This window comes from Paraburkholderia sp. A1BS-2L (assembly GCF_051125205.1).
Lineage (GTDB): Bacteria > Pseudomonadota > Gammaproteobacteria > Burkholderiales > Burkholderiaceae > Paraburkholderia.
The window spans coordinates 1,155,485-1,178,697 of sequence record NZ_CP120429.1 but is presented as its reverse complement, the minus strand read 5'-3'; the positions used below and the strand labels follow the sequence as shown (position 1 = coordinate 1,178,697).

The following is a 23,213-nucleotide window of genomic DNA, read 5'->3' as shown; positions in this document are numbered from 1 at the left end:
TCAGCGCCCCGATCAATTGGCCGGCTCATGCCGGCGCGCCCTGGATCCCCGCACAGGCTCGCCGGTCATGCCGCGAGCTTCATGGGCCGCTGGACCGGCGCTGCCGTCTTGTCTGATTTGGCGCGGCGTACCGCCTGCGATTTCCTCTTGATGCCTTTGGCCTTTGCCGAAGGTATTCCAAGCCTGCGCCGCAGGTTATTGACCGATTTGATACAGACGCCGACGAGCCTGGCGACGCTCGCGTCGGACATGGTGCCAAGCAGGAGGAGTTCATCGTCAGTCCATGCGTGGTGCGCGCGTGCAATGCCGAGTTGATTGCGCTTCTTGTGTACGGCGGTATTCGACAGACCAAGACGCTTCGCGATTTCAGCATCAGGCATCGTGCCGAGCAGGGCGATCTGTTCATCGGTCCACACATGCTGCGGGCGCGTCGAAGCGATGCCCAGCACGTGACGCTTGCGGGTGACCACATGCGGCTTTACACCAAGCTGCTGTGCTATGTCGGCATCGGGCATCGTGCCAAGCAGCGCGATATCTTCGTTGCGCCAACTATCGCGAGGCCTTGCGGCCGGGATACGCAGACTGCGCCGCTTCTGGCGGACGGTGTAGGTGCTCAAACCGACCAATGCGCCAACCTCGCGGTCAGGCAGCGTGCCCAGCATCGCGAGATGTTCACGCGTCCACATGTGCGCGCCGACGTGGCCCTGCTCGCGCGCCGAAGGGACACCGAGCTTGTTGCGCATGTGGTTGACGGCCCGGGTCGAACGGCCCACGAGCTTCGCCAGTTCAGCATCCGAGAGCACGCCGAGCCCGGCGATCTGCCCCGGCGTCCACGGACGATGCGCGGGCGTGGCGGGGGGAATGCCCAAGGACTGCCGCTTCTTTTGTACGGTGCCCGGGGAAATGCCGCCGATTCGCCTCGCGGCCTGAGCGTCTGTCATGGTCCCGAGCAGCGCAATTTCGTCCTGTGTCCATTGACGATCCCTGCTCGTCTCCCGAACGCCCGGTCCATATCGCCGGCCGCCCGGGGCGTGGGAAACATCAACTGCGACGCTCGCTTGATCGGAGAGTTGCGCAACGAGTTGATTGAACGGTTTCGCTTGCGTCCTTCGCCCTGCCTGACCGGCTCCCTTCTGCCTTTTCCACGATGGAATACCCAGCTCGCGCCGCCACGACCACACCGTCGAATGCGTGACGCCCAGCAACTGCGCAACGCTCGCATCGGGCATCGTCCCGAGCAGCCTGCGCTGCGCGTCCGTGCAGCCGAGCCCTCCACGTTGCCTGAGCGCCGCCGGAATGCCGCGCTTCTTTCGCGCGTTGAACACGGTAAGCAGGCAGACGCCCAGGCGGCTTGCCAGTTCGGCGTCCGGCATCGTGCCAAGCAGGGCGACCTGTTCCGGCGTCCACTCGAGGCGGTGATGAGTCTCGCCGCGAATGGACTGGATCTGGAGCGTGCGCCGCTTCGCTCTGACAACCGATGGTGTCACGCCAATACGCCTTCCCACTTCGCTGTCGCAAAGCTTGCCGAGCAGCGCGATCTCTGCGGCGCTCCATTCGTGCGACGAACGATCCCGTACCGATGGAATGCCGAGTGCCAGCCTCTTCCGGTTCACCGTCGACGCATTGGTTCCGATGCGTGCGGCGATCTCCGCATCGGGTATCGTTCCCAGCAACGCAATCTCTTCGCGGGCCCATGTGCGGGGCTGGCCTCTGCGGTGATGCCCGCTACTGCCAGTGGTACCGCGCAGCTTGCCCGCACCTGAGCCCGTGCGCGAGACGCGAGGAATTGACTGGTCCTGAGGGGCTGACGAGGCCCGGTCGAGCTGCGCGACGGTGTGTTCGAACCGGTTCGTCATTTCGATGCTCCCGGATTTCCATACGGATCGCGCGCGCGTTGCTCGGGCGTGAGAATTTCGTAGGCGTGTTTGATGTTGGCGTGTGGAAGCTTCTGGAGCGCCTCAGGATGGCTGCTATCGGGTTCTACGTAGTCCAGACCGTAAGCAGTCTGGTCGCCGATGAAGGCCAAGCACACGTCGCTGTGCGCGAAGTTCGTTGCGGACACAATTACTTTGCCGCCGTGGTCTGTGGTGTCGCCAAGGCGCGCGACGCCGCGCCCGGTTACTGCGTCTTTCATTTGTCAGCGCCTCTCAGGATGGAACGGCGCTGCGATGAGAACTACGACTGGCGCCGCCGTGATTGCCTATCCTGGGAGGGCTGCTTTTCGCTCGATACACGAAAATTCTTAAAATTGATTAATCGTTCAATTCATGGCGCATAAGATGCCGGGATATTCGCGATCAATTGATTTCCGACAAAGGCATTACCGATACAGCGATTAAACCGGACGTTGGATTTTGCTGCGAAAGCATGAGGGGCTTCCACGATATCTATCCGCCGCGCCTGCTGCGTGAGCGCATTGCCGCGCGCGCCCGGGAGACGGGGCCGCCATGACCACCTGAAGTCACCCCTCCCGCAATTGAGGCAATTTTCTTCAATACAGGCGCGTGCGCGCCTCGTACGCTCGACGGTGAATCATCGCCGCTGGGCGTAACGAGGAGAAACGTGAGCACTGCACTTTCCATGGCCGCTTTCGCGCTGGCTACGTCGATCACCCCTGGGCCCGTCAATGTCGTCGCGCTGGGCGCGGGCGCGCGCTACGGACTGCGCGCGAGCTTGCGCCACGTGACCGGCGCGACGGTGGGCTTTGCGCTGCTGTTGTTGCTGATCGGACTCGGCCTGCGCGAGTTGCTTGCGCAGTGGCCATTCCTCGCGCGCGCGATCGAATGGGCGGGCGTGGCGTTTCTGCTGTACGTCGCGTACAAACTCGCCATCGACGATGGGCGCATCGACGCGCCGGGCGCCGCGCGCGGCCCGTCGCTCATGACCGGCGCGGCGATGCAGTGGCTCAACCCGAAGGCGTGGCTCGCCTGCGTTGCCGGCATGGGCGCATTTGCGGCCTCGGGCGGGAACGCTATCGTGTGGCAGTTCGCAGCGATCTACTTCGTGGTGTGCTATGCGTCGATTGCGTGCTGGGCGTGGGCTGGCGCGTCGCTGCGCCAGGCGCTGCGCGAACCGGCGCGCGTGCGCTTCGTGAACCGCACGATGGCGCTGTTGCTCGCGGCGAGCGCGCTGTGGCTGCTGCTCGAATGAACGGCCCGGATATCAGCCGCGATATTGCCCCGGCGTGGCCGCCACGAACTGGCGGAAGGCGCGCTGAAGATGGGCTTGATCGGCGAAGCCGGCGGCGGCGGCGACGTCGGCGATGGCATGGCCGCGCCGCAATTGCGCGCGGCAGAACTCGATGCGCCGGTTCACCACGTACGCGTGCGGTGTCATGCCGTATTGCTCGCGAAACGCGCGGATCAAATACGAAGGCGACAAGTTCGCCGCCGTGCAGATGTCTTCGAGCTTGAGCGTGCGCGTGTAGTTGCCGTCGATGAACTCGGCGGCACGCGCGAGGCGCGGGTTGGGCTCGCGCGGCGTGCTTTCGGGCGGCGCGGGATTGAGCGCCTGCTGGAGCGCGGTGAAGTACTGCGTGACGGCGCATTCCTTGCGCAGCGCGTCTTCGTGCGGATTCACGAGCACGCCGTAGAGCGCATCGAGCCCTGCGAACAGATCGGCGCGCCACGTAAGCGTCTGCGCGAACGGAACGAATTGCGCCTGCGTGCCGAAGCCCTGCGCATGCTGGAGCTTCGCGAGCCAGCCCACGTCGAGATGGAACATGCGATAGGACCATGCTTCGTCGGCGGCAGGATTGCATGCGTGCACAACGTTCGGGTTGACGATGACCACGGCGCCCGCATGCACGCGCTCGAGCGTGTTGCCATTCAGATAGGTGCTGCGCCCGCCGGTTACCGCGCCGATCGAGAACGTGTCGTGCGCATGGCGGCCGTAGCGCAGCTTGCGGCCGTCGGCAATGGCGCGGACTTCGATGAACGGAAGGGCCGGGTCGCGCCAGAAGATGGGCGTGGAGTCGGTCGGTTGTGGCACGGTGGGCCTCGGAGGCGATGCGGCGCGAGTCGATTCCGCATCTTAACGCAGCCGCGCGGGCGCGCGAGTCGCCGGGCGGCAAGTCCATTCATCATTTCGTCATATATAAGCGTCGATAATGCCCTCCGAATAAATTGGCCTCACGTGCCACGAGTCGCGCAGTCATAGCGCGTCCGGCACGGCGCAAGGCCCGGGGATTTCGACATGACCATTCGCCACCGCATCACGCTACTCATCGTGCTGATGTTCGTCGCGTTGTCCGCCATTGGCGGCTACGCGGTCTATCAGACGCGCCGCAGCGCCACCGACGTCCATCAGGTCACACAGGGCGTCGTACCCAGCGCGCTGGCTTGCGCCGATCTCGTTTCGCTCGTGAAAGACGTGCAGCTCGCGACGATGACGCTCGTCTACGCGCCCGACGCGACCACTGCCCAACTGGCGCAGGACGAACTCGGGAAAAAGAAGGCCGCGCTGGGCGCCGCGCTCGACGTGCAGCGCCAGGCCGCCGCAAGCCATGCGCAGGAGGGGCTCGTCGCGCAGGCGCGCGAAAGCCTCGCGAACTACTTCAACGCCATCGAAGAAACGGCGAATATGAAGGCCGCGGGCAAGGGCGAGCTCGCGCAGGCATATCTCTTCGCCAACGTCGCGCAGTATCGCGACGAGCTCGAAGGCATCGTCACCACGCTGCGCGTGGAGAAAAACCGGCAGAAGGACGCGGCCATCCAGGCGCTCAACGGCATGCTCGACACCACCACGAGCGCCATTGCGGGTGTCACGGGCGGCGCGGTGCTGCTGCTCACGCTGATTGGCGCGCTGTTGTATCGGCAGATCACGCGGCCGCTTTCGCGCATGCAGGAAATGATGAGCGAGATTGCATCGAGCCAGGATTTCACGCGCCGCGTGCCCGTGGGACGCATGGACGAGATCGGCCGCTCGATCGCCGCGTTCAACGGCATGATCGAGAAGATTCAGCACAACGCCGCGCAGCTCGAGCGCAAGACCGCCGACATTCAGGCGATGTTGCAGAACATGCAGCAGGGCATTCTTACGGTAGTGGAAGGCGCCAGCGTGCACGACGAGTACTCGGCCTACCTCGAAGCGATTTTCGAAACCCGCGAGATCGCGGGGCGCGCGCTCATGGAACTCGTGTTCTCGCACACGGATCTCGACGCCGACACGCTTGCTCAGATCGACGCCGCCGTGCATGCGTGCCTTGGCGAGGACGACGTGAATTTCGCGTTCAACCAGCATCTGCTCGTGAACGAAATCACGCGCACCATGCCCGATGGCCGCAAGAAGGTGCTCGACCTGAGCTGGTCCGCGATCACCGACGAACGCGACGTGGTCGTGCGCCTCATGCTGTGCGTGCGCGACGTAACCGAGTTGCGCGAACTGGCGGCGCAAGCCGGCGAGCAGAAGCGCCGCTTGCAGATGATCGGCGAAATTCTTTCGGTTAGCGAAGAGAAGTTTCATCGCTTCGTGGAGAGCTCGAAGGGTTTTATCCACGAGAACGAGCGCATCATTCGCCAGCACGATTGCGCCAACATGGATGCGGTGGCCGCGCTGTTTCGCAACATGCACACGGTGAAGGGCAACGCGCGCACGTACAGCCTCCAGCATCTCACGGGCGTCGTGCATGAAGTGGAGCAGCGTTACGACGCGCTGCGCCGCGACGATGCGAGTCACGCCTGGGACCAGCAGGCGCTCATCGACGACCTGCAGCGTGTGCGCGAGGCCGTCGACCATTACGCGACGCTCAACGAAGTGAGCCTCGGGCGCGGTGTGGGCGCGCGCGGCGGAAAGGGCGCTGTGAGCGGCTTCGGGCGCGAGCAGATCGATGCGAGCTTGCGCCTGCTGGACAGCGCGAACGAACACGACCTCGATTCGCTGCGTGCCATGCGCACGGCGTTGCGCTGCGTGCTGGGCCGCATCGGCACGCAGAGCGTGGAGCAAGCGCTCGCCGGCGTACTCGAATCGCTGCCTTCGCTGGCGCAGGAACTGGGCAAGGTTGCGCCGCATGTCTGCATCGACGATGGCGGCTACAGGCTGCATAACGATGCGGTCGGCACCGTGAGCGACGTCTTCACGCATTTGCTGCGCAATTCGCTCGATCACGGTATCGAGATGCCGGCGCAGCGCCGCGCGCAGGGCAAGGACGAGGCGGGGCGCATCGACGTCGCGTTGAGCGTCGCGGACGGTGTGCTGCGCATTGTGCTCGCCGACGATGGCCGGGGTCTTGCGCTCGCGCGTGTTCGTGCCGTCGCCGTGGAGCGCGGCTGGCTCGACGCCGACGAGCCAGTCAGCGACGAGACCGTGGCGGCGTTCATCTTCCGTGCGGGCTTTTCCACGGCGCATCGCGTGACCGAGGTGTCGGGGCGCGGCGTGGGCATGGATGCGGTCCGCAATTTTCTGGAGCGCGAGGGCGGACACATCGAGCTGCGCTTCACCGACAACCGGCAAGGCGCCGATTATCGGCATTTCGAAACGCTGGTGTATTTGCCGCGAGCATGCGCCGTCGTGTGCGCGGGCGAGCCGGCCGCATCGCACGAAGCCTTGCCGGCGTAACTGGAGGCACCGTGCTTTTACCGTATCTGATGGGCGGGGCCGCGGGCCTCGCGTTGGCGGCGCTGTGCGCGGCGGGACTTCATTGGCGCGCGCGCGCGCAGTGGCGCGACGCCGAAAGACTGCAGCTCACCCGGCATGAAGACGCGCTTGCGCAGGCCGAGGCGCGCGTGCGAGCGGCACGGGAAAGCGCCGCGCAGGAGCATGAGGCGCTGGCCGCGCAGGTCGAGTCGCTGCGTGCGGACCTCGCGCAACGCAAGTGGGTGAGCGAAGCGATGGAGTCGGCGCTCGGGAGCGAACGCGCGCGCAGCGCCGAAGCGCGGCAGCGCATCGAACGCATCACCGCGGAGACCGTCCGCCTGAAGCAGATGTCGACGGTCTTCGAGCGCTGGCACGAGCAAATGATCTCGCTGATGGCGCAGAACCGCGACATGCACGAGAAGAATCAGGTGCTCTCGTCGATCGTGAGCCATGTGCTGATCGTCTCGCTGAACGCATCCATCGAGGCGGCGCGCGCGGGCGCGGCAGGGCGGGGCTTTTCGATCGTCGCGGGCGAGGTGCGCGCGCTTGCCACGCGTTCGCAGGAGCTTTCCAGGAACTACCGCGAGAGCCTGCACCGCAACGACCTTGTCACGACCGCGACGTTCCAGGACATTCAGGCGGGCGGCAAGATGATCGCGGCCTCGCTTGCGAGCGTGGAGTCGCTTGCGCAACAGTTGCACGCCGAGCTCCAGGAAGCGCCCGATGAGGTGCCCGCATGATCGGCCCGCAGGCACAGGAAAGCTTCGAGCAGATTTTCTTCGCGGCGGCGCGCACGCGCCTCGTGGCGGATCCCCTGCATGCGTGCGAGATCGCCATGGCGCCGGACGAGCATGCGCGGGGCGAGCATGCGGTGCTGCTCACGATTGCGTCGATGCAGTTTCGCCTGCTGCTGCTTCTGCATATCAAGGATGACGAAGCAACGCGCGCGTATTATCTGGGCGGCGCGCAAGGCGCGCTGGTGGACGCGTTCATGGAGTTCGGCAATCTGTGCTGCGGGGCGATGAATCAGCATCTGCTCGAGCATTTCCCGGACCTCGGCATGTCCACGCCGTACGCGCTCGATAGTCAGTGCATGCAGCATCTGCGCGAGCTGAAGCCCGATTACGTGAAGTCCTATGCGCTTACGATCGATGGCGCCGTGCAGTTGGGGGCGACGCTGTGCGTCTGCGCCCATTCGCCTCTCGATTTCGTGGCCGCCCAGGACCAGTTGAGCGCGGCGCACGAGAACGCCGGCGAACTCGAACTGTTTTGACGAAAGAACCCTCATGCATAGCGCGCCGCTCGGGCGCAAAGGAACACAACAAGATGGCGAAGATTCTGGTGGTGGACGATTCGGGCACGGTGCGCGACGAAGTCGCGGGCTTCCTGCGCAAGAACGGCCTCGACGTGGATACGGCCGTGGACGGCAAGGACGGCCTCGCCAAGCTGCGCGCGAATCCGGCCGTGAAGCTCGTGGTGAGCGACGTGAACATGCCGAACATGGACGGCCTGACGATGGTCGAGAAGATCCGCGGCGAACTGGGCAACGCCGCGGTCAATGTCGTCATGCTGACGACCGAAAGCAGCCCGGCCATGAAGGAGCGTGGCAAGGCGGCGGGCGTGCGCGGCTGGATCGTGAAGCCGTTCAAGGGCGATGCGGTGCTGGAGACGTTCCGCAAGCTGGCGGGCTGAAGTCGCGCGAGGCAAGCGGCAATTACGCCGCGAGTGCGCTCGCCTTTGCAGGGCTCAGCAACACCGGAATCGACTTCGAAGTCGGCGTGCCCGCGCCATCGGCAACCGACGCAAGCGGCACGAGCGGGTTCGTTTCCGGATAGTACGCGCCCAGGCAGCCGCGCGGAATGTCGTACTCCACGAGCAGGAAGTCTTCGACGCGGCGTTGCACGCCGTCGTCCCACACGCTCGTGATGTCCACGCGCTGACCCGGCGCGAAGCCGAGCATCGTCAGGTCCTCGCGGTTTGCGAACAGCACGCGGCGCTGTCCGTAGACGCCGCGATAGCGGTCGTCGAGACCATAGATCGTGGTGTTGTACTGGTCGTGCGAGCGCGTGGTCATCAGCGTCATCAACTGCTGGCCGTGCGCGGCGCGGGCGCGATGGATGGGCGTGTCGAGCGCAATCGCGTGCACCACGAACTGCGCCTTGCCGCTTTCGGTCATCCAGACGCGGTCGCGCGAGGCCACGCCCAGATGGAAGCCGCCGGGCTGCTTCAGGCGCTCGTTGTAGTTCTCGAAGCCGTCCAGGACTTTTTCGATGCCGTCGCGGATCTTCGAGTAATCGGCGGCCAGGCCGAGCCAGTCCACTTTCTCGCTGCCGAGCGTGGCGTGCGCCATGCGCGCGACGATGGCGATTTCCGAGAGGAGATTCTGCGAAGCGGGCCGGTTCATGCCGTACGAGATGTGCACCATGCTCATCGAATCTTCCACGCTCACGCCTTGCGGCACGCCGTTTTGCATGTCGATCTCGGTGCGGCCGAGCGTGGGCAGAATCAGCGCGTCCTTGCCGTGCACGAGGTGGCTGCGGTTGAGCTTGGTGGTCACGTGCACCGTGAGCGCGCACGAACGCATCGCGTCCCACGTGCGCGGCGTATCGGGCGTGGCGATCGAGAAGTTGCCGCCCAAGCCGATGAACACTTTCACGCGGCCTTCGAGCATCGCGTGGATCGTTTCCACCACGTCGAAGCCGTGCTCGCGCGGCGGCTCGAAATCGTAGGCCGCGCCGAGGCGGTCGAGAAACGCCTGGGTGGGTTTTTCCTCGATGCCCACCGTGCGGTCGCCCTGCACGTTCGAATGGCCGCGCACGGGGCACAGGCCCGCGCCGCGCCGCCCGATGTTCCCGCGCATCATCATGAGGTTCGAGAGCAGCTGCACGGTCGAGAGCGAGTTCTTGTGCTGCGTGATGCCCATGCCCCAGGTCGCGATGGTGGCGCGGCCTTTCGCGTAGATGTCCGCGAGCTTGAACACCTCGTCGAGCGGCACGCCCGATTCGGCGACGATGGCGTCCCACGACTCGGCCCGCAAGTCGGCTGCGAAGGCTTCGAAGCCCACGGTATGTTCGGCCAGGAAATCCACGTCGAGCACGCGCGCCGTGCCGGTTGCGCACGCGGCGTCGTCGAGTTCGAGCGTGCGCTTGGCCACGCCCTTGATGAGCGCGAAGTCGCCGCCCAAGCGTGGGCGGATGAACACCGAGCTGATCTGCACGCCCGATGGCGAGAGCATGTCGAGCGTGTGCTGCGGGCTCGCGAAGCGCTCGAGGCCGCGCTCCTTGAGCGGGTTGATCGAGACGATGGTGGCGCCGCGCTTCGCGCAGTCGCGCAGCTCGCCCAGCATGCGTGGGTGATTCGTGGCCGGATTCTGGCCGAAGATCAGCAGCGTGTCGGCGTGCTCGAAGTCGTCGAGCGTGACCGTGCCCTTGCCGATGCCCACCGTGCCCGGCAGGCCGCGGCTGGTGGCTTCGTGGCACATGTTCGAGCAGTCGGGGAAGTTGTTGGTGCCGTACATGCGCACGAACAGCTGATAGAGGAACGCGGCTTCGTTGCTCGCGCGGCCCGAGGTGTAGAAGGCGGCGCGGTTCGGGTCGTCGAGCGCGTGGAGGTGCTTCGCGACGAACCGGAATGCATCGTCCCAGGCGATCGGCACATAGCGGTCCGTATTGGCGTCGTAGACGAGCGGATCGGTCAGGCGGCCATGCTGTTCGAGTTCGTAGTCGGACTGCGCCATCAGCTCGGTCACGGTGTGCTCCGCGAACAGTTGCGGCGTCGCGCGCTTGCTGGTGGCTTCGGCGGCCACGGCTTTCACGCCGTTCTCGCAGAATTCGAAAGTGGAGGCGTGCTCGCGGTCGGGCCACGCGCAGCCCGGGCAGTCGAAGCCGTTGGGCTGGTTCTGCTTGAGCAGGGTCCGGTAGTTGCCGCCCGTCACCTTCTCCTTGATGAGGTTGATGGCGACTTGCTTGAGCGCACCCCAGCCGGCGGCGGGATGGTGGTAGGGCTCGATGCGGGCTTGCGGCTTTTTCATGGTGCGTCTGGATCGGATCTGGCCGGGGCGGTGCGGGTGCACAGCCCGATGTGCGAAGCGTACTGTGTTCCTGTGTGCGCGGTGATCACAGAAAAACGAAAAGGCAAGGGGTACAGTTGCGGCGATTTGTCATAGACTCTCCGAATCGCCCACCTTTGCGCCAACTGCCGCCCGTGACTGCCACGCCCGCCCCGGCCGCCGTTCCCCGCTATGAACAGCTCGCCGACGATATCGAAGCCGGCGTGCGCCGTGGCGTGTTCGCCGCGGGCGAGCGCATTCCTTCGGTGCGGCGCGCGAGTGTTCAACACGGCGTGAGCATCAAGACCGTGGTGCACGCCTATGCGTTGCTGGAGAGCCGGGGCGTGATCGAATCGCGGCCGCAGTCGGGGTTCTTCGTGAAGGCGCGGCCTGTGGCGCGCGATGGGTCACCTGCGCGCGCAGGCGAGGGGGCCGCTCATGGGACCGCTCAGGGGACCGCGCGAGAGACTGTTCAGGGATCGTCTCCGGGCGCGAAGCTGCGCCGCGCGGGCGCGAAGAAGGTGCCGATGGAGCCCGCGCCCAACGCCGCGCCCGCGCCGGTCGACGTGAGCCGCCTCGTGCTCGCCACGCTGCGCAGCATCGTCGCGCAGGACGCGGTGCCGCTCGGCTCGCCGTATCCGGACCCGGCGCTGTTTCCGTGGCGGCGCATCAACCAGTACGCGAATGCGATCGCGCGGCGCCACGCGAGCTGGAACCTGATCGACGACCTGCCGCCCGGCAATCCCGAACTGATCCGCCAGATCGCGCGCCGCTACGCGGAAAACGGCGCGGACGTGGATCCCGACGAAATCGTCGTCACGGTGGGCGCGACCGAGGCCATCAACCTGAGCTTGCAGGCGGTGGCGAAGCCGGGCGACACGGTGGCGGTCGAGTCGCCCACGTACTACGCGATGCTGCACGCGATCGAGCGCCTTGGCATGCGCGCGATCGAAGTGAGCACGCATCCCGACACCGGCATCGACCTCGATGCGCTCGAGCGCGTGCTCGCGCGCAAGAAGGTGGCCGCGTGCATGGTGATGCCGAATTTCCAGAATCCGCTGGGCTTTCGCATGCCCGAGGCGAACCTGCGGCGGCTCGTGGCGCTGGCCGAGGCGCACGACCTGCCCGTGATCGAGAACGACGTGTATCAGGAGCTGTATTTCGGGCCGACGCGGCCATTGTCGCTCAAGCAGTTCGACTCGCGCGGGCTGGTGCTGCATTGCGCGTCGTTTTCAAAAAGCCTTTCGGCATCCTACCGGATCGGCTGGGCGCTGCCGGGGCGCTATCGTGCCCAGGTGGAAAAGCTCAAATTCCTCAATACGCTCACGACGCCCTCGGTGCCGCAGGTCGCGCTCGCCGACTATCTGCGCCACGACGGCTACGACCGCCATCTGCGCCGGCTGCGCCGCTTCTATCGCGAGCAGGCGCGGCTCATGCGTGCGATGATCGAGCGGTTCTTTCCCGCCGGCACGCGCACCACCGACCCGCAGGGCGGCTACGTGCTGTGGGTCGAGCTGCCGCCGCGCGTGGATTCGATGCGGCTGTATCGCGCCGCGCTCGCGCAGGGCATCACGATCGGGCCGGGTTACATGTTCTCGATGCGCAATGACTTTCACCATTACATTCGGCTGAACTACAGCTATCCGTGGACCGCGCAGACCGAGGCGGCACTGAAGACGCTCGGCGAGCTGGTCGCGCGAATGGCATGAGGAGACACGATGAACGACGCAAGCGGCGAGCGTGAACAAGGCAATAATGACAGCGGCGACGAGATCGATCCGGCGCTGGTGGCCATCCTCGAGCAACTGTGGCGCGCGCAATGCGAAACGCCCGGGCGCGCGTGGTCGCTCGCGAAGCTTTCGAAGCAGGCCGGCGTGCCGATGAGCGGTTTGCGCCGCCATCTCACCGGCCTCGTGGACGGCGGCCTGGCCGTGACGACGCTCGCCGAGGACGGCACCGGCAGCGCGAGCCTTTCCGAAGACGGCCGCGCGTTCTGCGCGCAAGTCTTCGGCGCAGCCGCGCCGTGACGCGCGGCTTCACGCCGCCGCGCCGGATCTTTCTTTATCCTGTTCGCCATCATTGGCGCTAACGCCATGGACTATATCGACACTCTGCGAATCTTTCGTTCCGTGGTGGAGGCGCGCAACTTCACGCGCGCCGCGGACATGCACGGGATCGCCACCCCCGCTGTCTCACGCGCGATCGCGCGGCTGGAAAAGCGTCTGGGCAGCCGGCTCTTTCATCGCACCACGCGCGCAGTCTCGCTTACCGAAGCCGCCGAGCGCTTCTACGACGGCTGCTGCCGCGTGCTCGACGACCTCGACGCGCTGGAGGCCGGCGCGACCGAGCAGACGCGCGAGGCCAACGGCGTGCTGCGCCTCGTCGCGCACACCTCGGCCATGGTGCACCGGCTCGTGCCGCTCATTTCCAGCTTCAAGCGCGCGCATCCCAACGTGACGCTCGACGTGATGCTGACCGAGCGCCCCGTCGATCTGGTCGCGGACGGCTACGATCTCGGGCTCGTGCTGCCGTTCATGCTCAACAGCGAAGGCACGGTGACGAAGCTGCTCGAGCGCATTCCGCTCGCGCTCGTCGCCACGCCCGGGTACCTCGCGGCACACTCGACGCCGCGCCTTCCCTCGGACCTCGAAGCGCACACGTTCGTGCCGATGCCGCCTTCGCTGCGCAAGCCGTCGCTGACGTTCCGCGATGGCGAAAAGGAGGTGACCGTGCGCATGAAGTACGAAGTCGCCTCGAACAATCCCGACTTCAATCTCGCGATGGTGCTGGAGGGGTTCGGCATCGGCACGCTGCCGCGCGGGCTCGTGCAGAGCGAAGTGGCGACGGGGCGGCTCGTCACGCTGCTCGACGACTTTCCCGTCGTCGACGCGCAGATCGAACTGCGCCTCGCCTATGCGTCGCGCACGCTGCTGCCCGCGAAAGTGCGCGCGTTCATCGACCACGCCACCGAGTTCTTCCGCCACACGGCGCAGTAGCGCGATGAGCGTGCGGTGGCGCTTACGTTGCTTTCAATGGACCTGCGCCGCTTCATGGGTTCTCATCTGCACGTCGATCTGCACCTCGGCAGATTCTCGCAAATACCAGCGTTGCGCTCCGGCGCGAGATGGCATGATGAAGCTTGCTCAATTCGACGCATAGCCGCCGGTTTCCATGAAACGACATCGACCGCCTTTGCCGCATTTCATGCGCGACCCGTCGCATCCGGCGTGGCGCGATCTCGCGCTCACGTCACTGCCGATCGCGTTGTTTTGCGCCGCGGTGGTCGCGGTGTTCGTGTGGCTCGTCGATCCCTCGCCGCCGCGCACCATCACCATCAGCGCGGGTCCGCGCGACAGCTCGTTCATGCAGACGGCGCAGGCGTACCGCAAGATCCTCGCGCGCAACGGCGTCACGCTCGAGGTGGTGGAGTCGGACGGCTCGGTGCAGAACCTGCAGCGCCTGCTCGATCCCAAGTCGAAGGTCGACCTCGCGTTCGTGCAGGGCGGTGTGGCCGATGGGCTCGACACGCGCTCGCTCGTGTCGCTCGGCAGCGTCGCGTATCTGCCCATCGTGGTGTTTTATCGTGGCTCGGGGCTCACGCAGCTTTCCCAGCTCGACGGCAAGCGCATCGCCATCGGCCGCGTGGGCAGCGGCACGCGCGAGCTCTCGCTGAAGCTGCTGGCCGCGAACGGCATGGAGCCGGGCGGCGACTCCACCTTCCTGCCGCTCGACGGCATGGACGCCGCCACCGCGCTGGTCTCGAACCGTGTGGAGGCCGCCATGCTGAGCGGCGACTCCACCACGCGCGAACTCATGCGGCGCCTGCTCGGCATACCCGGCATTTCGGTGATGAGCTTCGACGAATCGGCGGCCTATACGCGGCTCTTTCCGTATCTCGACAGCATCGACTTGCCGCCCGGCGTGCTCGACCTGCGCCGCCGCATGCCGCCGCAAACCGTTCATCTGATCGGGCCGACAGTGGAGATCGTTGCGCGCAACACTTTGCATCCGGCCATCTCGGACCTCATCGTCGAAGCCGCGGGCGAGGTCAACGGCGTGCCCGGGCTGCTGCAGCGCGCGGGCGAATTTCCGAGCCCCGTCGCGCACGATTTCCGCATTAGCGAAGACGCCGCGCGCTATTACAAATCGGGCAAGAGCTTTCTTTATCGCACGCTGCCGTTCTGGCTCGCCAGCGTGGCCGACCGTTTGCTCGTGCTGCTGCTGCCGCTTGCCGTGCTGGTGTTTCCAGCGCTGCGGGCGATCCCCGCGCTGTATCGCTGGCGCGTGCGCTCGCGCATTTACCGCTACTACGGCGCGCTCATCGCGATCGAGCGCGATGCGCTCAAGCATTCGAGCGACGAAGAGCGGCGCGCGCTCATTGCGGAGCTCGACGAAATCGAGCGCGCGCTCAATACATTGCGCATGCCGCTCGCCTATGCCGATGCTTTCTACGTTCTGCGCGAGCACGTTGGCTTCGTGCGCATGCATCTGGCACCCGGAGCCCGGCAGGATGAAGGTGCAAGACATTGAATGAAGGAGGAATTCCGGGCTGCGTAATTGTTCCTGAATTCATGTCATTCAATGTAATTGATGCAATTCCGGAAACGAATCGTTCGCCGACGAACTCGTGGTTGACACAATTAGTCATACCCCTATATTTTTGATTGCCACTGCGCCGCAAGACGTCGCGTCAAAAATCAAGATCGCGGTGCCTCGATTAAAATTTTGATCCGCACCGCAGGCAGGTTCTCCATTTCGGGCACCTGAAAGAGTTATCCGCAACGAGGAGGAACGATTCGTGAAATCGTCCGGTGTACGCCAGCGCGCTGTCTGGCTCATGTGCGCCGCGCTCGCGGCCGCACCGTTTTTCGTCGGCCCGACTGGGCCGACTGCCGCCATCGCGCAACAAAGCGCGGCGCAACATTTGTCGAACCAGCAACTCGACTCGCTCACGGCGCCCGTCGCGCTTTATCCCGACGCGCTGCTCGCGCAGGTGCTCATGGCTGCCACCTTTCCGGCAGACGTGCAGGCTGCCGCCGCGTGGTCCAAAGCCAATCCGAACCTGAAGGGCGACGACGCCGTGAAGGCCGTCTCCTCGCAGCCCTGGGACCCGAGCGTGCAGTCGCTCGTGGCCTTCCCGCAGGTGCTCGCCACCATGGATTCCAAGCCTGACTGGGTCGAGCAGATCGGCAGCGCGTTCCTTGCGCAGCCGGGCGACGTGATGGACTCCGTACAGCGCCTGCGCTTGCAGGCGCAACAAGCGGGCAACCTCAAGACCACCGAGCAGCAGAAGGTGATCGTGCAGCCGGCCTCGGGCACGTCGACCACGCAAACCATCGTGATCGAGCCTGCCAATCCGGAAGTGGTGTACGTGCCCACGTATAACCCGACCGTGGTGTACGGCACGTGGCCGTATCCCGCCTATCCGCCCGTGTACATGCCGCCGCCCCCGGGCTATGCGATCGCCACGGGCTTCATGACGGGGCTGGCGTTCGGCGCGGGCATCGCGGTGGCGAACTCGCTGTGGGGCGGCTTCGGCTGGGGCTCGCACGATGTCAACATCAACGTGAACCGCTACAACAACATCAACGTCAACAACCGCATCGACTCGAATCGCAGCACGGCCAACTGGAACCGCAACAACAACGTCGAGCGCCGCAACCAGAGCTTCAACGGCCAGCGCAACAACTTCAACGGCGGCCAGCGCAACAACCAGTTCCGCGGTTATGACCAGTCGCGTTCGCAGGCCATGCAAACCCTGCAAAACCGAACCGGGCAGAACATGAGCGGCAGTGCGAGCCAGCGTCTGCAAGGCATTCAGCAAGGCGGCCGGCCCAATGGCAACGGCAATCACGGCAACCTCTCGGGCGCCACGCGCAACGGCAACGGCAACCTTTCTGGCGCGACGCGCAACGGCAGCCACGGCAATCTCTCGGGCGCCACGCAGAACGCCAATCGCGCCGATCTCGCCAATCGCTCGGAAAACGCCAATCGCAGCAACGCCCTGCGTGGCGCCGGCGACGGCAATGCGGCTCGCGCCGACATGCAGCGCGGCCAGCAAAGCCGGGCGTCGTACCAGAACCGGGGCGGCAGTGGCGGCGGCTTCAATGGCGGCGGCGGTGCTCACAACTTTGGCGGCGGCGGTGGCGCACACAACTTTGGCGGCGGAGGCGGCGGTGGCCGGCTTGGCGGTGGCGGTGGTGGCGGGCACTTCCGCCGTTGAATCTCTATAGGAGTCTTGCGATGATCCGCAAACACGCACGTCTTGCGTCGCAACATGCATCGCGCGACGCAAGGCCTGCCGGGCTCGCCCGGCTCACCGCGGCGGTGGCGTTCGCGCTGTTCGCCGCGCCCGCTTTGCTGGCCCTGCCCGGCGCCGGTGTAGCTTCGGCGCAGGCCGTCTACGCCACGCCCGACGCGGCGGCGGAGGCATTCAGCAACGCGCTGGCCAGCAATGATCAGGACGCGATGAAGCACGTGCTCGGCAACAATTTCGAGCAGTTCATCCCCACCAAGGAAATCGGCGAGGAAGACATCTACGACTTCCTCGGCGCGTGGTCGAAGGGCCATCAGATCGTGCCCGATGCCACCCCCGTGGCGGGCAAGGCAAGCGCTCACCTGGCGGTGGGCGCCAGCGGCTGGACGCTGCCCATCCCGATCGTGCAGAACGCCAGCGGCTGGCGCTTCGACCCGCGCGAGGGCGCGAGCGAAATGCTCACGCGGCGCATCGGCCGCAACGAGCGCGCGGCCATGCTCAGCTCGCTCGCTTATGTCGACGCGCAGAAGGACTACCGCAAGCTCACACAGCACTATGCGCAGCGCCTCGTGAGCACGCCCGGCACGCATGACGGCCTTTACTGGCCCGTCGAGCAGGGCGAGGAAGAAAGCCCGCTCGGCCCGCTGGCCGAAGTCATGACGCGCGACTCGAAAATCACGCCGCAGGAGGGCTATCACGGCTACCACTTCCGCATTCTCACGGCGCAGGGCGCCCATGCGGAGGGCGGGGCGCGCCGCTACATGGCGAACGGCCAGCTGGCCAACGGCTTCGCGCTCGTGGCGTGGCCGGCGCAATACGGCAAGACGGGCGTGATGAGCTTTATCGTCAATCAGGACGGCAAGCTTTATCAAAAGGACCTGGGGCCCAACGGCGCGCGCACCGCCGCCGCCCTCAAGAGCTTCGATCCCGATTCGTCCTGGCAGTCCACCACGCCTTGACCGGGCGTTGCCTGGCACTGGCACGCGCTGCCGGGCCAGTTGTACGAGCAGCTGCCGCGTGCCCGCTCCGGAGCAGGCACGCGGCATGCTGCAGACCTCGACACGCTCTCATTCGTGTAGGGGAAACGATATGCAACGACGCACATTCATGCTTTCAACCGCCGCCGCGCTCGGCGGTTTCGCGCTTGCGGGCTGTACCACCACGCCGGGTGGCACCTCGAACGCCGCGACCAATATGTCCAAGCGCCAGTCGATCGACGCGGGCGTCGACAACACCTTGACGAAGCTCTATTCCACCGTGAAAGGATCGCATGAACTCGTTGCGAAGTCGCGTGGCGTGCTCGTGTTCCCGTCGGTGCTGCAGGCCGGTTTCATCGTCGGTGCGCAGTACGGCGAGGGCGCGCTGCGCGTGGGCGGCGCCACGACGGGCTACTACAACACGGTGTCCGGATCGCTGGGCTTCCAGGCCGGCGCGCAGTCGAAGGCCATCATTTTCTGCTTCATGACCGAGGACGCGCTTGCCAAATTCCGCGCCACGGACGGCTGGGCGGCGGGCGCCGATGCCTCGGTTGCGCTCGTCACGGTGGGGGCGAACGGCGTGGTCGACACCAACACGGCTACGCACCCGGTCGAAGTGTTCGTCTTGACGAACGCGGGCCTGATGGCCGACGTCTCGCTCGCAGGCACCAAGGTCACGCGCCTGAACATCTAACCGACTGACCCGGGTCACGCCGCTCGCGCAATTCGCCATTGAGTTCCTGTTTTTGGCTGGAGAAACTGCCGGAACGAGAACGAACGAGAACTTCGGGACATGCGAATCTGTGTGCTGGGCGGCGGCGTGATCGGCGTGACGACGGCCTACTTTCTCGCCCGTGACGGACATCGGGTGACGCTGGTGGAGCGTCACACGGACGTGGCGCGGGAGACCAGCCACGCCAATGGCGGCCAACTGAGCTACAGCTATGTGGCGCCGCTCGCGGACCCTTCGGTGCTGCCGAAGCTGCCGCAATGGCTGCTTTCGCGCGAGGCCGCGCTGCGTTTCGTGCCGCGCCTGGACCCGCGCCAATGGCGCTGGTGCCTAGCGTTCCTGCGAGCCTGCACGCGCGCGCGCAGTCGTGCCACCACGGCGGAGCTGCTCGGTCTCGGCTTTTTGAGCCAGCGGCTCATGCACGAGATCGTCGCGCGCGAGGCGCTCGCGTTCGACTACGTGCGCAACGGCAAGCTCGTGGTGTATCGCGACCGCGACGCCTTCGAGGGGGCGCGCGGCCAGGCCCGCTATCAGGCGCAACTCGGCTGCGAGCAGCATGCGCTCGACGGCGCGGCGTGCGTCGCGCTCGAGCCTGCCCTCGCGCACATCGGCGGCGAGATTGCGGGCGGCATTCACACGCCGGGCGAGGAAGCCGGCGATTGCGACAGCTTCACGCGCGGTCTTGCGCGCGCTGCCCAGCGCCACGGGGTGGATTTTCGTCTCGCGACCGAATTCTCCGGACTCCGTACCAAAGGCCTGCGCGTGCAGGTGGCGGTGACCTCGGCGGGAGACATCGAAGCGGATGCGTTCGTGGTGTGCCTCGGCTTCCAGAGCCAGCCGATGCTGGCCTCGCTCGGCGTGAGCGTGCCTGTGTATCCGCTCAAGGGTTACAGCCTCACGCTGCCCAATGCGAGCGCGCGGGGCGCGCCGCGCGTCTCGGTCACGGATGCGCATCACAAGGTGGTGTACGCGCCGCTGGGCGAACGCTTGCGCATCGCGGGAATGGTCGATCTCACGGGCATGAGCGCGCACGCGGACCACGAGCGCATCGCGCTGCTCGCGCACCAGGCGCGCGAAACCTTTCCCGAGGCCGGCGACTACAGCGCGATCCAGACGTGGACCGGCATGCGTCCCGCCACGCCTGACAGCAAGCCGCTGATTGGCGCCACGCATTTCCGCAATCTATGGATGAACACCGGACATGGCGCGCTGGGCTTCACGCTCGCGTGCGGGAGCGCGCAATTGATGGCCGACTTGCTCGCGCAGCGCGAACTGGCGCTCGACGGCGACGCATTCGCGCCGGGCCGCTGAGCCACCACGGATCACATCGGAGCACCACGAACCGCGCATTCACTGCGAGGCCACATCTTCACTTTGACGAGTTGGGAGACGAGCACGATGAACAAAATCAAACTGATCGCATCGATGACGCTGGCATTCACGACGCTCGCGGGCGTGGCCCACGCCGATGAACTCGCGGGCACGCTCAAGAAGGTGCGCAACAGCGGCGTGATCACGCTCGGCACGCGTGAGTCGTCGATTCCGTTCTCGTACTATGACCAGAACCAGAACGTGATTGGCTATTCGCAGGAAATCGCGCTGAAGATCGTCGATGCGATCAAGCAAAAGATCAATATGCCGAACCTGCGAGTGAAGACGATTCCGATCACCTCGCAAAACCGCATCCCGCTCGTGCAGAACGGCACCATCGACATCGAATGCGGCTCGACTACGAATACGTTCGAGCGCCAGAATCAGGCCGCGTTTTCCAACAGCATTTTTCTTTACGGCATTCGCTTCATCACGCGCAAGGATTCGGGCGTGAAGGACTTCCCCGATCTGGCGGGCAAGACGGTAGCGACCACGGCGGGCACCTCTGACGAGCGCCTGCTGCGCAAGATGAACGAAGAAAAGCACATGAACATGACGATCATCAGCGCGAAGGACCACGCCGAATCGTTCCTCAACGTGACGACGGGGCGCGCGGTGGCGTTCGTGATGGACGAGCCGCTGCTCTATGGCGAGCGCGCGAAGGCGAAGAACCCGGGCGATTACGTGGTTGTGGGCACGCCGCCCGTTTCGGAGAACTATGCGTGCATGTTCCGCCGCGACGATCCGCAATTCAAGGCGCTGGTGGACGACACGGTCGCGAAAATGCAGACCTCGGGAGACATGGCGAAGCTCTACGCGAAGTGGTTCACGCAGCCGGTTCCGCCCAACGGCATGAACCTCGAGTATCCGCTTTCGCAGCAGATGAAGGATCTGTTCGCGCATCCGAACGACAAGGCGCTCGATTGATGCGCAAATAAAAACCACAAAAGAAAATGACGCAGTCCCGCGAAGGAGTGCGTCATTGTCATTGCATGCGGCCAAACCGAAGGCGCTGCATTACTTCACATCATGTACTGCATATTCGTTGGTAGGCTCGATTGGATTCGAACCAACGACCCCCACCATGTCAAGGTGGTGCTCTAACCAACTGAGCTACGAGCCTGTTGAGAGCGCGAATTATAGAGACACTCCCGCAGGCTTGCAAGCGCTTTTCGCAAATTGTTGAAAACGGCTTGCGGACACCGTAATGACGAGCGGCGTACACTGAACAGCGCCAAGGTGGGCTCGCCAGCGGGAATGCCACAGGCGCCTGCCGCAGGAATGCCTGGCACAGGAGCGCCTGGCACAGGAGCGCCTGCCGACCGGAATGTTCAACCGCATTCATCAGGGGCGTCATGAAGAAACTCGTCAATCACCCTTCCGACGTCGTGCGCGAAATGCTCGAAGGCATCGCGCTGCAGGCACCGAATGTCGTTATCCTCGGCGAGGAGAACGTGCTCATTCGCCGCGACATTCCCGAATCCCATGCACGCCCGGTCGCGCTGATCTCGGGCGGCGGCAGCGGCCACGAGCCCGCGCACGGCGGCTATGTGGGCGCGGGTATGCTGAGCGCGGCCGTATGCGGCGAAGTGTTCACCTCGCCGCCCACCGACGCAGTGCTCGCGGCGATCCGCGCGACGGCGGGCGCGCGGGGGGCGCTGCTCATCGTCAAGAACTACACCGGCGACCGGCTCAATTTCGGTCTTGCCGCCGAGCTCGCGCGCGCCGAGGGCATCCCCGTGGAAGTGGTGACGGTCGCCGACGACGTCGCGCTGCGCGGCCACGCCGAGCGTCATCAGCGACGCGGCATTGCCGGCACCGTACTGATCCACAAGATCGCGGGCGCGGCGGCCGCGCGTGGCGCGCCGCTCGAAGTGGTGGCGGCGATCGCGCGCGACGCGGCCGCCAATCTGGGCACCATGGGCGTAGCGTTGGACGGCTGCACGCTGCCGGGCGCGGAGGCGTCCAGCTTCAGCCTCGGCGACGACGAAATCGAAATCGGTTTGGGCATTCATGGCGAAAAAGGCGTGGAGCGCAGCGTGCCGCTGCCGGCCGACGCCCTCACCGAGGCGCTGCTCGTCAATATTCTCGACGATCTCGCCATCACGCGCGGCGAACGCGTGGTGCTGCTCGTCAACGGCCTGGGGGCCACGCCGCGGATGGAACTCGACATCGTGCTGCGCGCGGCCGTGGCGGACCTGCGCTGCCGCGAAGTGCGCGTGGAGCGCGCGTGGGCCGGCACCTTTCTCTCGGCCCTGAACATGCCGGGCTGCTCGATCTCGCTGCTGCGCGTGGACGACAGCAGGCTCGCCTTGCTCGATGCGCACACCGATGCGCATGCCTGGCCCGGCAAGGGCTGTGTGAACCCGACCATCCGCCTCGACACCTCGGGCGTCAACCATGAGGAATCCATAGCACTGCCGCTCGACGCTTCGCGCGCGGCGTGGGCGGCGCGGCTCAAGGCGGCGCTCGACGCGGTCGCGCTGGCGCTGACCGAGAACGAGGCGCGCCTGACCGAGCTCGACGCGCTCGCGGGCGACGGCGATCTGGGCGCGAGCATGCGGCGCGCCGCCGACGCGGTGGCCGCCACGCCGGCCCACGCGCTCGGCACCGCGCCGCAGGCGCTGGCGTCGCTTGGCGCGAGCATGCGCCGGGCGATTGCGGGCAGTTCGGGGCCGTTCTACTCGACGGCGCTGCTGCGCGCGTCGCGTCATCTCGCCGATACGCCGGAGCCCACGCCGCACGAGTGGGCGCAGGCGTTTCGCGGCGCGATCGCGGCAATCAGCGAACTAGGCGGCGCGAAGGCCGGCGACCGTACGATGCTCGACGCGCTGATTCCGGCCCTGGAGGCGTTCGAAGAGGCGCTTAAGCAGGGTCAGACGTCGCAGCGCGCCTGGGCGGCCGCGGTGGCTGCCGCCGAGCACGGCGCGCAGGCCACGGCGCATATGCACCCGCGCGTGGGCCGCGCGAGCTATCTGGGCGAGCGGGCGATCGGCTCGCCCGATGCCGGCGCGGTGGCGGTGGTGTGCTGGCTGGCGGCGTTGCGCCCGCACATAGGCGGGAAAGCGTGAAGGTTTGAGGGGCTTGCACGGATCGCGTTGAAGCCTTTGGGGCAGGGCCGAATATTTCGCGCGCCTCTCCCCGGGAAATGGCTCGCGAAAATGCCATGCAGATTCGGTGTCCGGAGTGTTTGCGCCGCTCCGGGCGGCGACTGCTATAGAATCGCGGTCAAATTACCCAACCGTCGTTAAGAAGAAG

At 65.7% G+C, this 23,213-nt stretch carries 19 protein-coding genes and 1 tRNA gene; 15 read left to right on the top strand and 5 right to left on the bottom strand.

Going from position 1 to position 23,213, the window contains the following annotated elements; genetic code table 11:
- Positions 1–65: 65 nt before the first annotated feature.
- Both P5W98_RS20040 and P5W98_RS20035 read right to left on the bottom strand, forming a co-directional pair.
- Positions 66–1,856 carry a hypothetical protein gene (locus tag P5W98_RS20040; RefSeq protein WP_421026340.1) on the bottom strand — a complete coding sequence of 597 codons (1,791 nt, stop codon included), beginning with the start codon at positions 1,854–1,856 and terminating at the stop codon, positions 66–68.
- A complete protein-coding gene (locus tag P5W98_RS20035) occupies positions 1,853–2,134 on the bottom strand; it encodes a hypothetical protein (RefSeq protein WP_421026341.1) in 282 nt (93 codons plus the stop codon). The genes P5W98_RS20040 and P5W98_RS20035 overlap by 4 nt, the downstream gene beginning before the upstream one ends.
- Before the next feature lie 428 nt (positions 2,135–2,562).
- Between P5W98_RS20035 and P5W98_RS20030 the strand changes: the two genes are divergently transcribed.
- Positions 2,563–3,150, top strand: coding sequence for a LysE family translocator (locus P5W98_RS20030; RefSeq protein WP_421026342.1), 588 nt, complete (start codon positions 2,563–2,565; stop codon positions 3,148–3,150).
- A gap of 12 nt (positions 3,151–3,162) precedes the next feature.
- Here the strand turns inward: P5W98_RS20030 and P5W98_RS20025 are convergent, their stop codons facing one another.
- A complete protein-coding gene (locus P5W98_RS20025) occupies positions 3,163–3,990 on the bottom strand; it encodes an AraC family transcriptional regulator (RefSeq protein ID WP_421026343.1) in 828 nt (275 codons plus the stop codon).
- Positions 3,991–4,194: 204 nt separating this feature from the next.
- Here P5W98_RS20025 and P5W98_RS20020 point away from each other — a divergent pair, with 204 nt between their 5' ends.
- From P5W98_RS20020 to P5W98_RS20005, 4 genes are read left to right on the top strand one after another with little or no spacing between them, the layout of a single operon-like run.
- A complete protein-coding gene (locus P5W98_RS20020) occupies positions 4,195–6,555 on the top strand; it encodes a HAMP domain-containing protein (protein WP_421026344.1) in 2,361 nt (786 codons plus the stop codon).
- An 11-nt stretch (positions 6,556–6,566) separates the two neighbouring features.
- Positions 6,567–7,313, top strand: a complete 747-nt coding sequence (locus P5W98_RS20015; protein WP_421026345.1) for a methyl-accepting chemotaxis protein — start codon at positions 6,567–6,569, stop codon at positions 7,311–7,313.
- The gene (locus P5W98_RS20010; RefSeq protein WP_421026346.1) at positions 7,310–7,846 is read left to right on the top strand and encodes a hypothetical protein; all 537 of its coding nucleotides are present in this window, start codon (positions 7,310–7,312) and stop codon (positions 7,844–7,846) included. The genes P5W98_RS20015 and P5W98_RS20010 overlap by 4 nt, the downstream gene beginning before the upstream one ends.
- Before the next feature lie 53 nt (positions 7,847–7,899).
- A complete protein-coding gene (locus P5W98_RS20005; RefSeq protein ID WP_035530102.1) occupies positions 7,900–8,265 on the top strand; it encodes a response regulator in 366 nt (121 codons plus the stop codon).
- A 22-nt stretch (positions 8,266–8,287) separates the two neighbouring features.
- Here P5W98_RS20005 and P5W98_RS20000 read toward each other — a convergent pair whose 3' ends face one another.
- Positions 8,288–10,603 carry an FdhF/YdeP family oxidoreductase gene (locus P5W98_RS20000; protein ID WP_421026347.1) on the bottom strand — a complete coding sequence of 772 codons (2,316 nt, stop codon included), beginning with the start codon at positions 10,601–10,603 and terminating at the stop codon, positions 8,288–8,290.
- Between the two features lie 173 nt (positions 10,604–10,776).
- Here P5W98_RS20000 and P5W98_RS19995 point away from each other — a divergent pair, with 173 nt between their 5' ends.
- From P5W98_RS19995 to P5W98_RS19955, 9 genes are all read left to right on the top strand, one after another.
- A complete protein-coding gene (locus P5W98_RS19995) occupies positions 10,777–12,330 on the top strand; it encodes a PLP-dependent aminotransferase family protein (RefSeq protein WP_421026348.1) in 1,554 nt (517 codons plus the stop codon).
- A 9-nt stretch (positions 12,331–12,339) separates the two neighbouring features.
- The gene (locus P5W98_RS19990) at positions 12,340–12,648 is read left to right on the top strand and encodes a helix-turn-helix domain-containing protein (RefSeq protein WP_421026349.1); all 309 of its coding nucleotides are present in this window, start codon (positions 12,340–12,342) and stop codon (positions 12,646–12,648) included.
- A gap of 66 nt (positions 12,649–12,714) precedes the next feature.
- Positions 12,715–13,617, top strand: a complete 903-nt coding sequence (locus tag P5W98_RS19985) for a LysR family transcriptional regulator (protein ID WP_421026350.1) — start codon at positions 12,715–12,717, stop codon at positions 13,615–13,617.
- 175 nt (positions 13,618–13,792) lie between these two features.
- Positions 13,793–15,151 carry a TAXI family TRAP transporter solute-binding subunit gene (locus tag P5W98_RS19980; RefSeq protein ID WP_421026351.1) on the top strand — a complete coding sequence of 453 codons (1,359 nt, stop codon included), beginning with the start codon at positions 13,793–13,795 and terminating at the stop codon, positions 15,149–15,151.
- Between the two features lie 307 nt (positions 15,152–15,458).
- On the top strand, positions 15,459–16,844 hold the full coding sequence (locus P5W98_RS19975; protein WP_421027051.1) for a DUF3300 domain-containing protein: 1,386 nt from the start codon (positions 15,459–15,461) through the stop codon (positions 16,842–16,844).
- A 20-nt stretch (positions 16,845–16,864) separates the two neighbouring features.
- Entirely contained in the window at positions 16,865–17,836 is a 972-nt protein-coding gene (locus P5W98_RS19970; protein WP_421026352.1) for a DUF2950 domain-containing protein, read from the top strand.
- A gap of 130 nt (positions 17,837–17,966) precedes the next feature.
- Positions 17,967–18,548: a BPSL1445 family SYLF domain-containing lipoprotein gene (locus P5W98_RS19965; RefSeq protein ID WP_421026353.1), complete on the top strand. Its 582-nt coding sequence runs from the start codon at positions 17,967–17,969 to the stop codon at positions 18,546–18,548.
- A 99-nt stretch (positions 18,549–18,647) separates the two neighbouring features.
- Entirely contained in the window at positions 18,648–19,895 is a 1,248-nt protein-coding gene (locus tag P5W98_RS19960; RefSeq protein ID WP_434718523.1) for a D-amino acid dehydrogenase, read from the top strand.
- 87 nt (positions 19,896–19,982) lie between these two features.
- A complete protein-coding gene (locus P5W98_RS19955; RefSeq protein WP_421026354.1) occupies positions 19,983–20,882 on the top strand; it encodes a glutamate/aspartate ABC transporter substrate-binding protein in 900 nt (299 codons plus the stop codon).
- Between the two features lie 119 nt (positions 20,883–21,001).
- On the opposite strand, the gene P5W98_RS19950 is transcribed toward P5W98_RS19955, so the two are convergent.
- Positions 21,002–21,078: transfer RNA gene (locus tag P5W98_RS19950), tRNA-Val, on the bottom strand.
- Between the two features lie 232 nt (positions 21,079–21,310).
- Here P5W98_RS19950 and P5W98_RS19945 point away from each other — a divergent pair.
- Entirely contained in the window at positions 21,311–23,026 is a 1,716-nt protein-coding gene (locus P5W98_RS19945) for a dihydroxyacetone kinase family protein (RefSeq protein WP_421026355.1), read from the top strand.
- Positions 23,027–23,213: the final 187 nt, after the last annotated feature.

Coding starts and splice junctions, on each gene's coding strand:
- P5W98_RS20040 (WP_421026340.1), bottom strand. CDS start 1,856: ATGACGAACCGGTTCGAACACACCGTCGCGCAGCTCGACCGGGCCTCG.
- P5W98_RS20035 (WP_421026341.1), bottom strand. CDS start 2,134: ATGAAAGACGCAGTAACCGGGCGCGGCGTCGCGCGCCTTGGCGACACC.
- P5W98_RS20020 (WP_421026344.1), top strand. CDS start 4,195: ATGACCATTCGCCACCGCATCACGCTACTCATCGTGCTGATGTTCGTC.
- P5W98_RS20010 (WP_421026346.1), top strand. CDS start 7,310: ATGATCGGCCCGCAGGCACAGGAAAGCTTCGAGCAGATTTTCTTCGCG.
- P5W98_RS20005 (WP_035530102.1), top strand. CDS start 7,900: ATGGCGAAGATTCTGGTGGTGGACGATTCGGGCACGGTGCGCGACGAA.
- P5W98_RS20000 (WP_421026347.1), bottom strand. CDS start 10,603: ATGAAAAAGCCGCAAGCCCGCATCGAGCCCTACCACCATCCCGCCGCC.
- P5W98_RS19990 (WP_421026349.1), top strand. CDS start 12,340: ATGAACGACGCAAGCGGCGAGCGTGAACAAGGCAATAATGACAGCGGC.
- P5W98_RS19985 (WP_421026350.1), top strand. CDS start 12,715: ATGGACTATATCGACACTCTGCGAATCTTTCGTTCCGTGGTGGAGGCG.
- P5W98_RS19980 (WP_421026351.1), top strand. CDS start 13,793: ATGAAACGACATCGACCGCCTTTGCCGCATTTCATGCGCGACCCGTCG.
- P5W98_RS19975 (WP_421027051.1), top strand. CDS start 15,459: ATGTGCGCCGCGCTCGCGGCCGCACCGTTTTTCGTCGGCCCGACTGGG.
- P5W98_RS19970 (WP_421026352.1), top strand. CDS start 16,865: ATGATCCGCAAACACGCACGTCTTGCGTCGCAACATGCATCGCGCGAC.
- P5W98_RS19965 (WP_421026353.1), top strand. CDS start 17,967: ATGCAACGACGCACATTCATGCTTTCAACCGCCGCCGCGCTCGGCGGT.
- P5W98_RS19960 (WP_434718523.1), top strand. CDS start 18,648: ATGCGAATCTGTGTGCTGGGCGGCGGCGTGATCGGCGTGACGACGGCC.
- P5W98_RS19955 (WP_421026354.1), top strand. CDS start 19,983: ATGAACAAAATCAAACTGATCGCATCGATGACGCTGGCATTCACGACG.
- P5W98_RS19945 (WP_421026355.1), top strand. CDS start 21,311: ATGAAGAAACTCGTCAATCACCCTTCCGACGTCGTGCGCGAAATGCTC.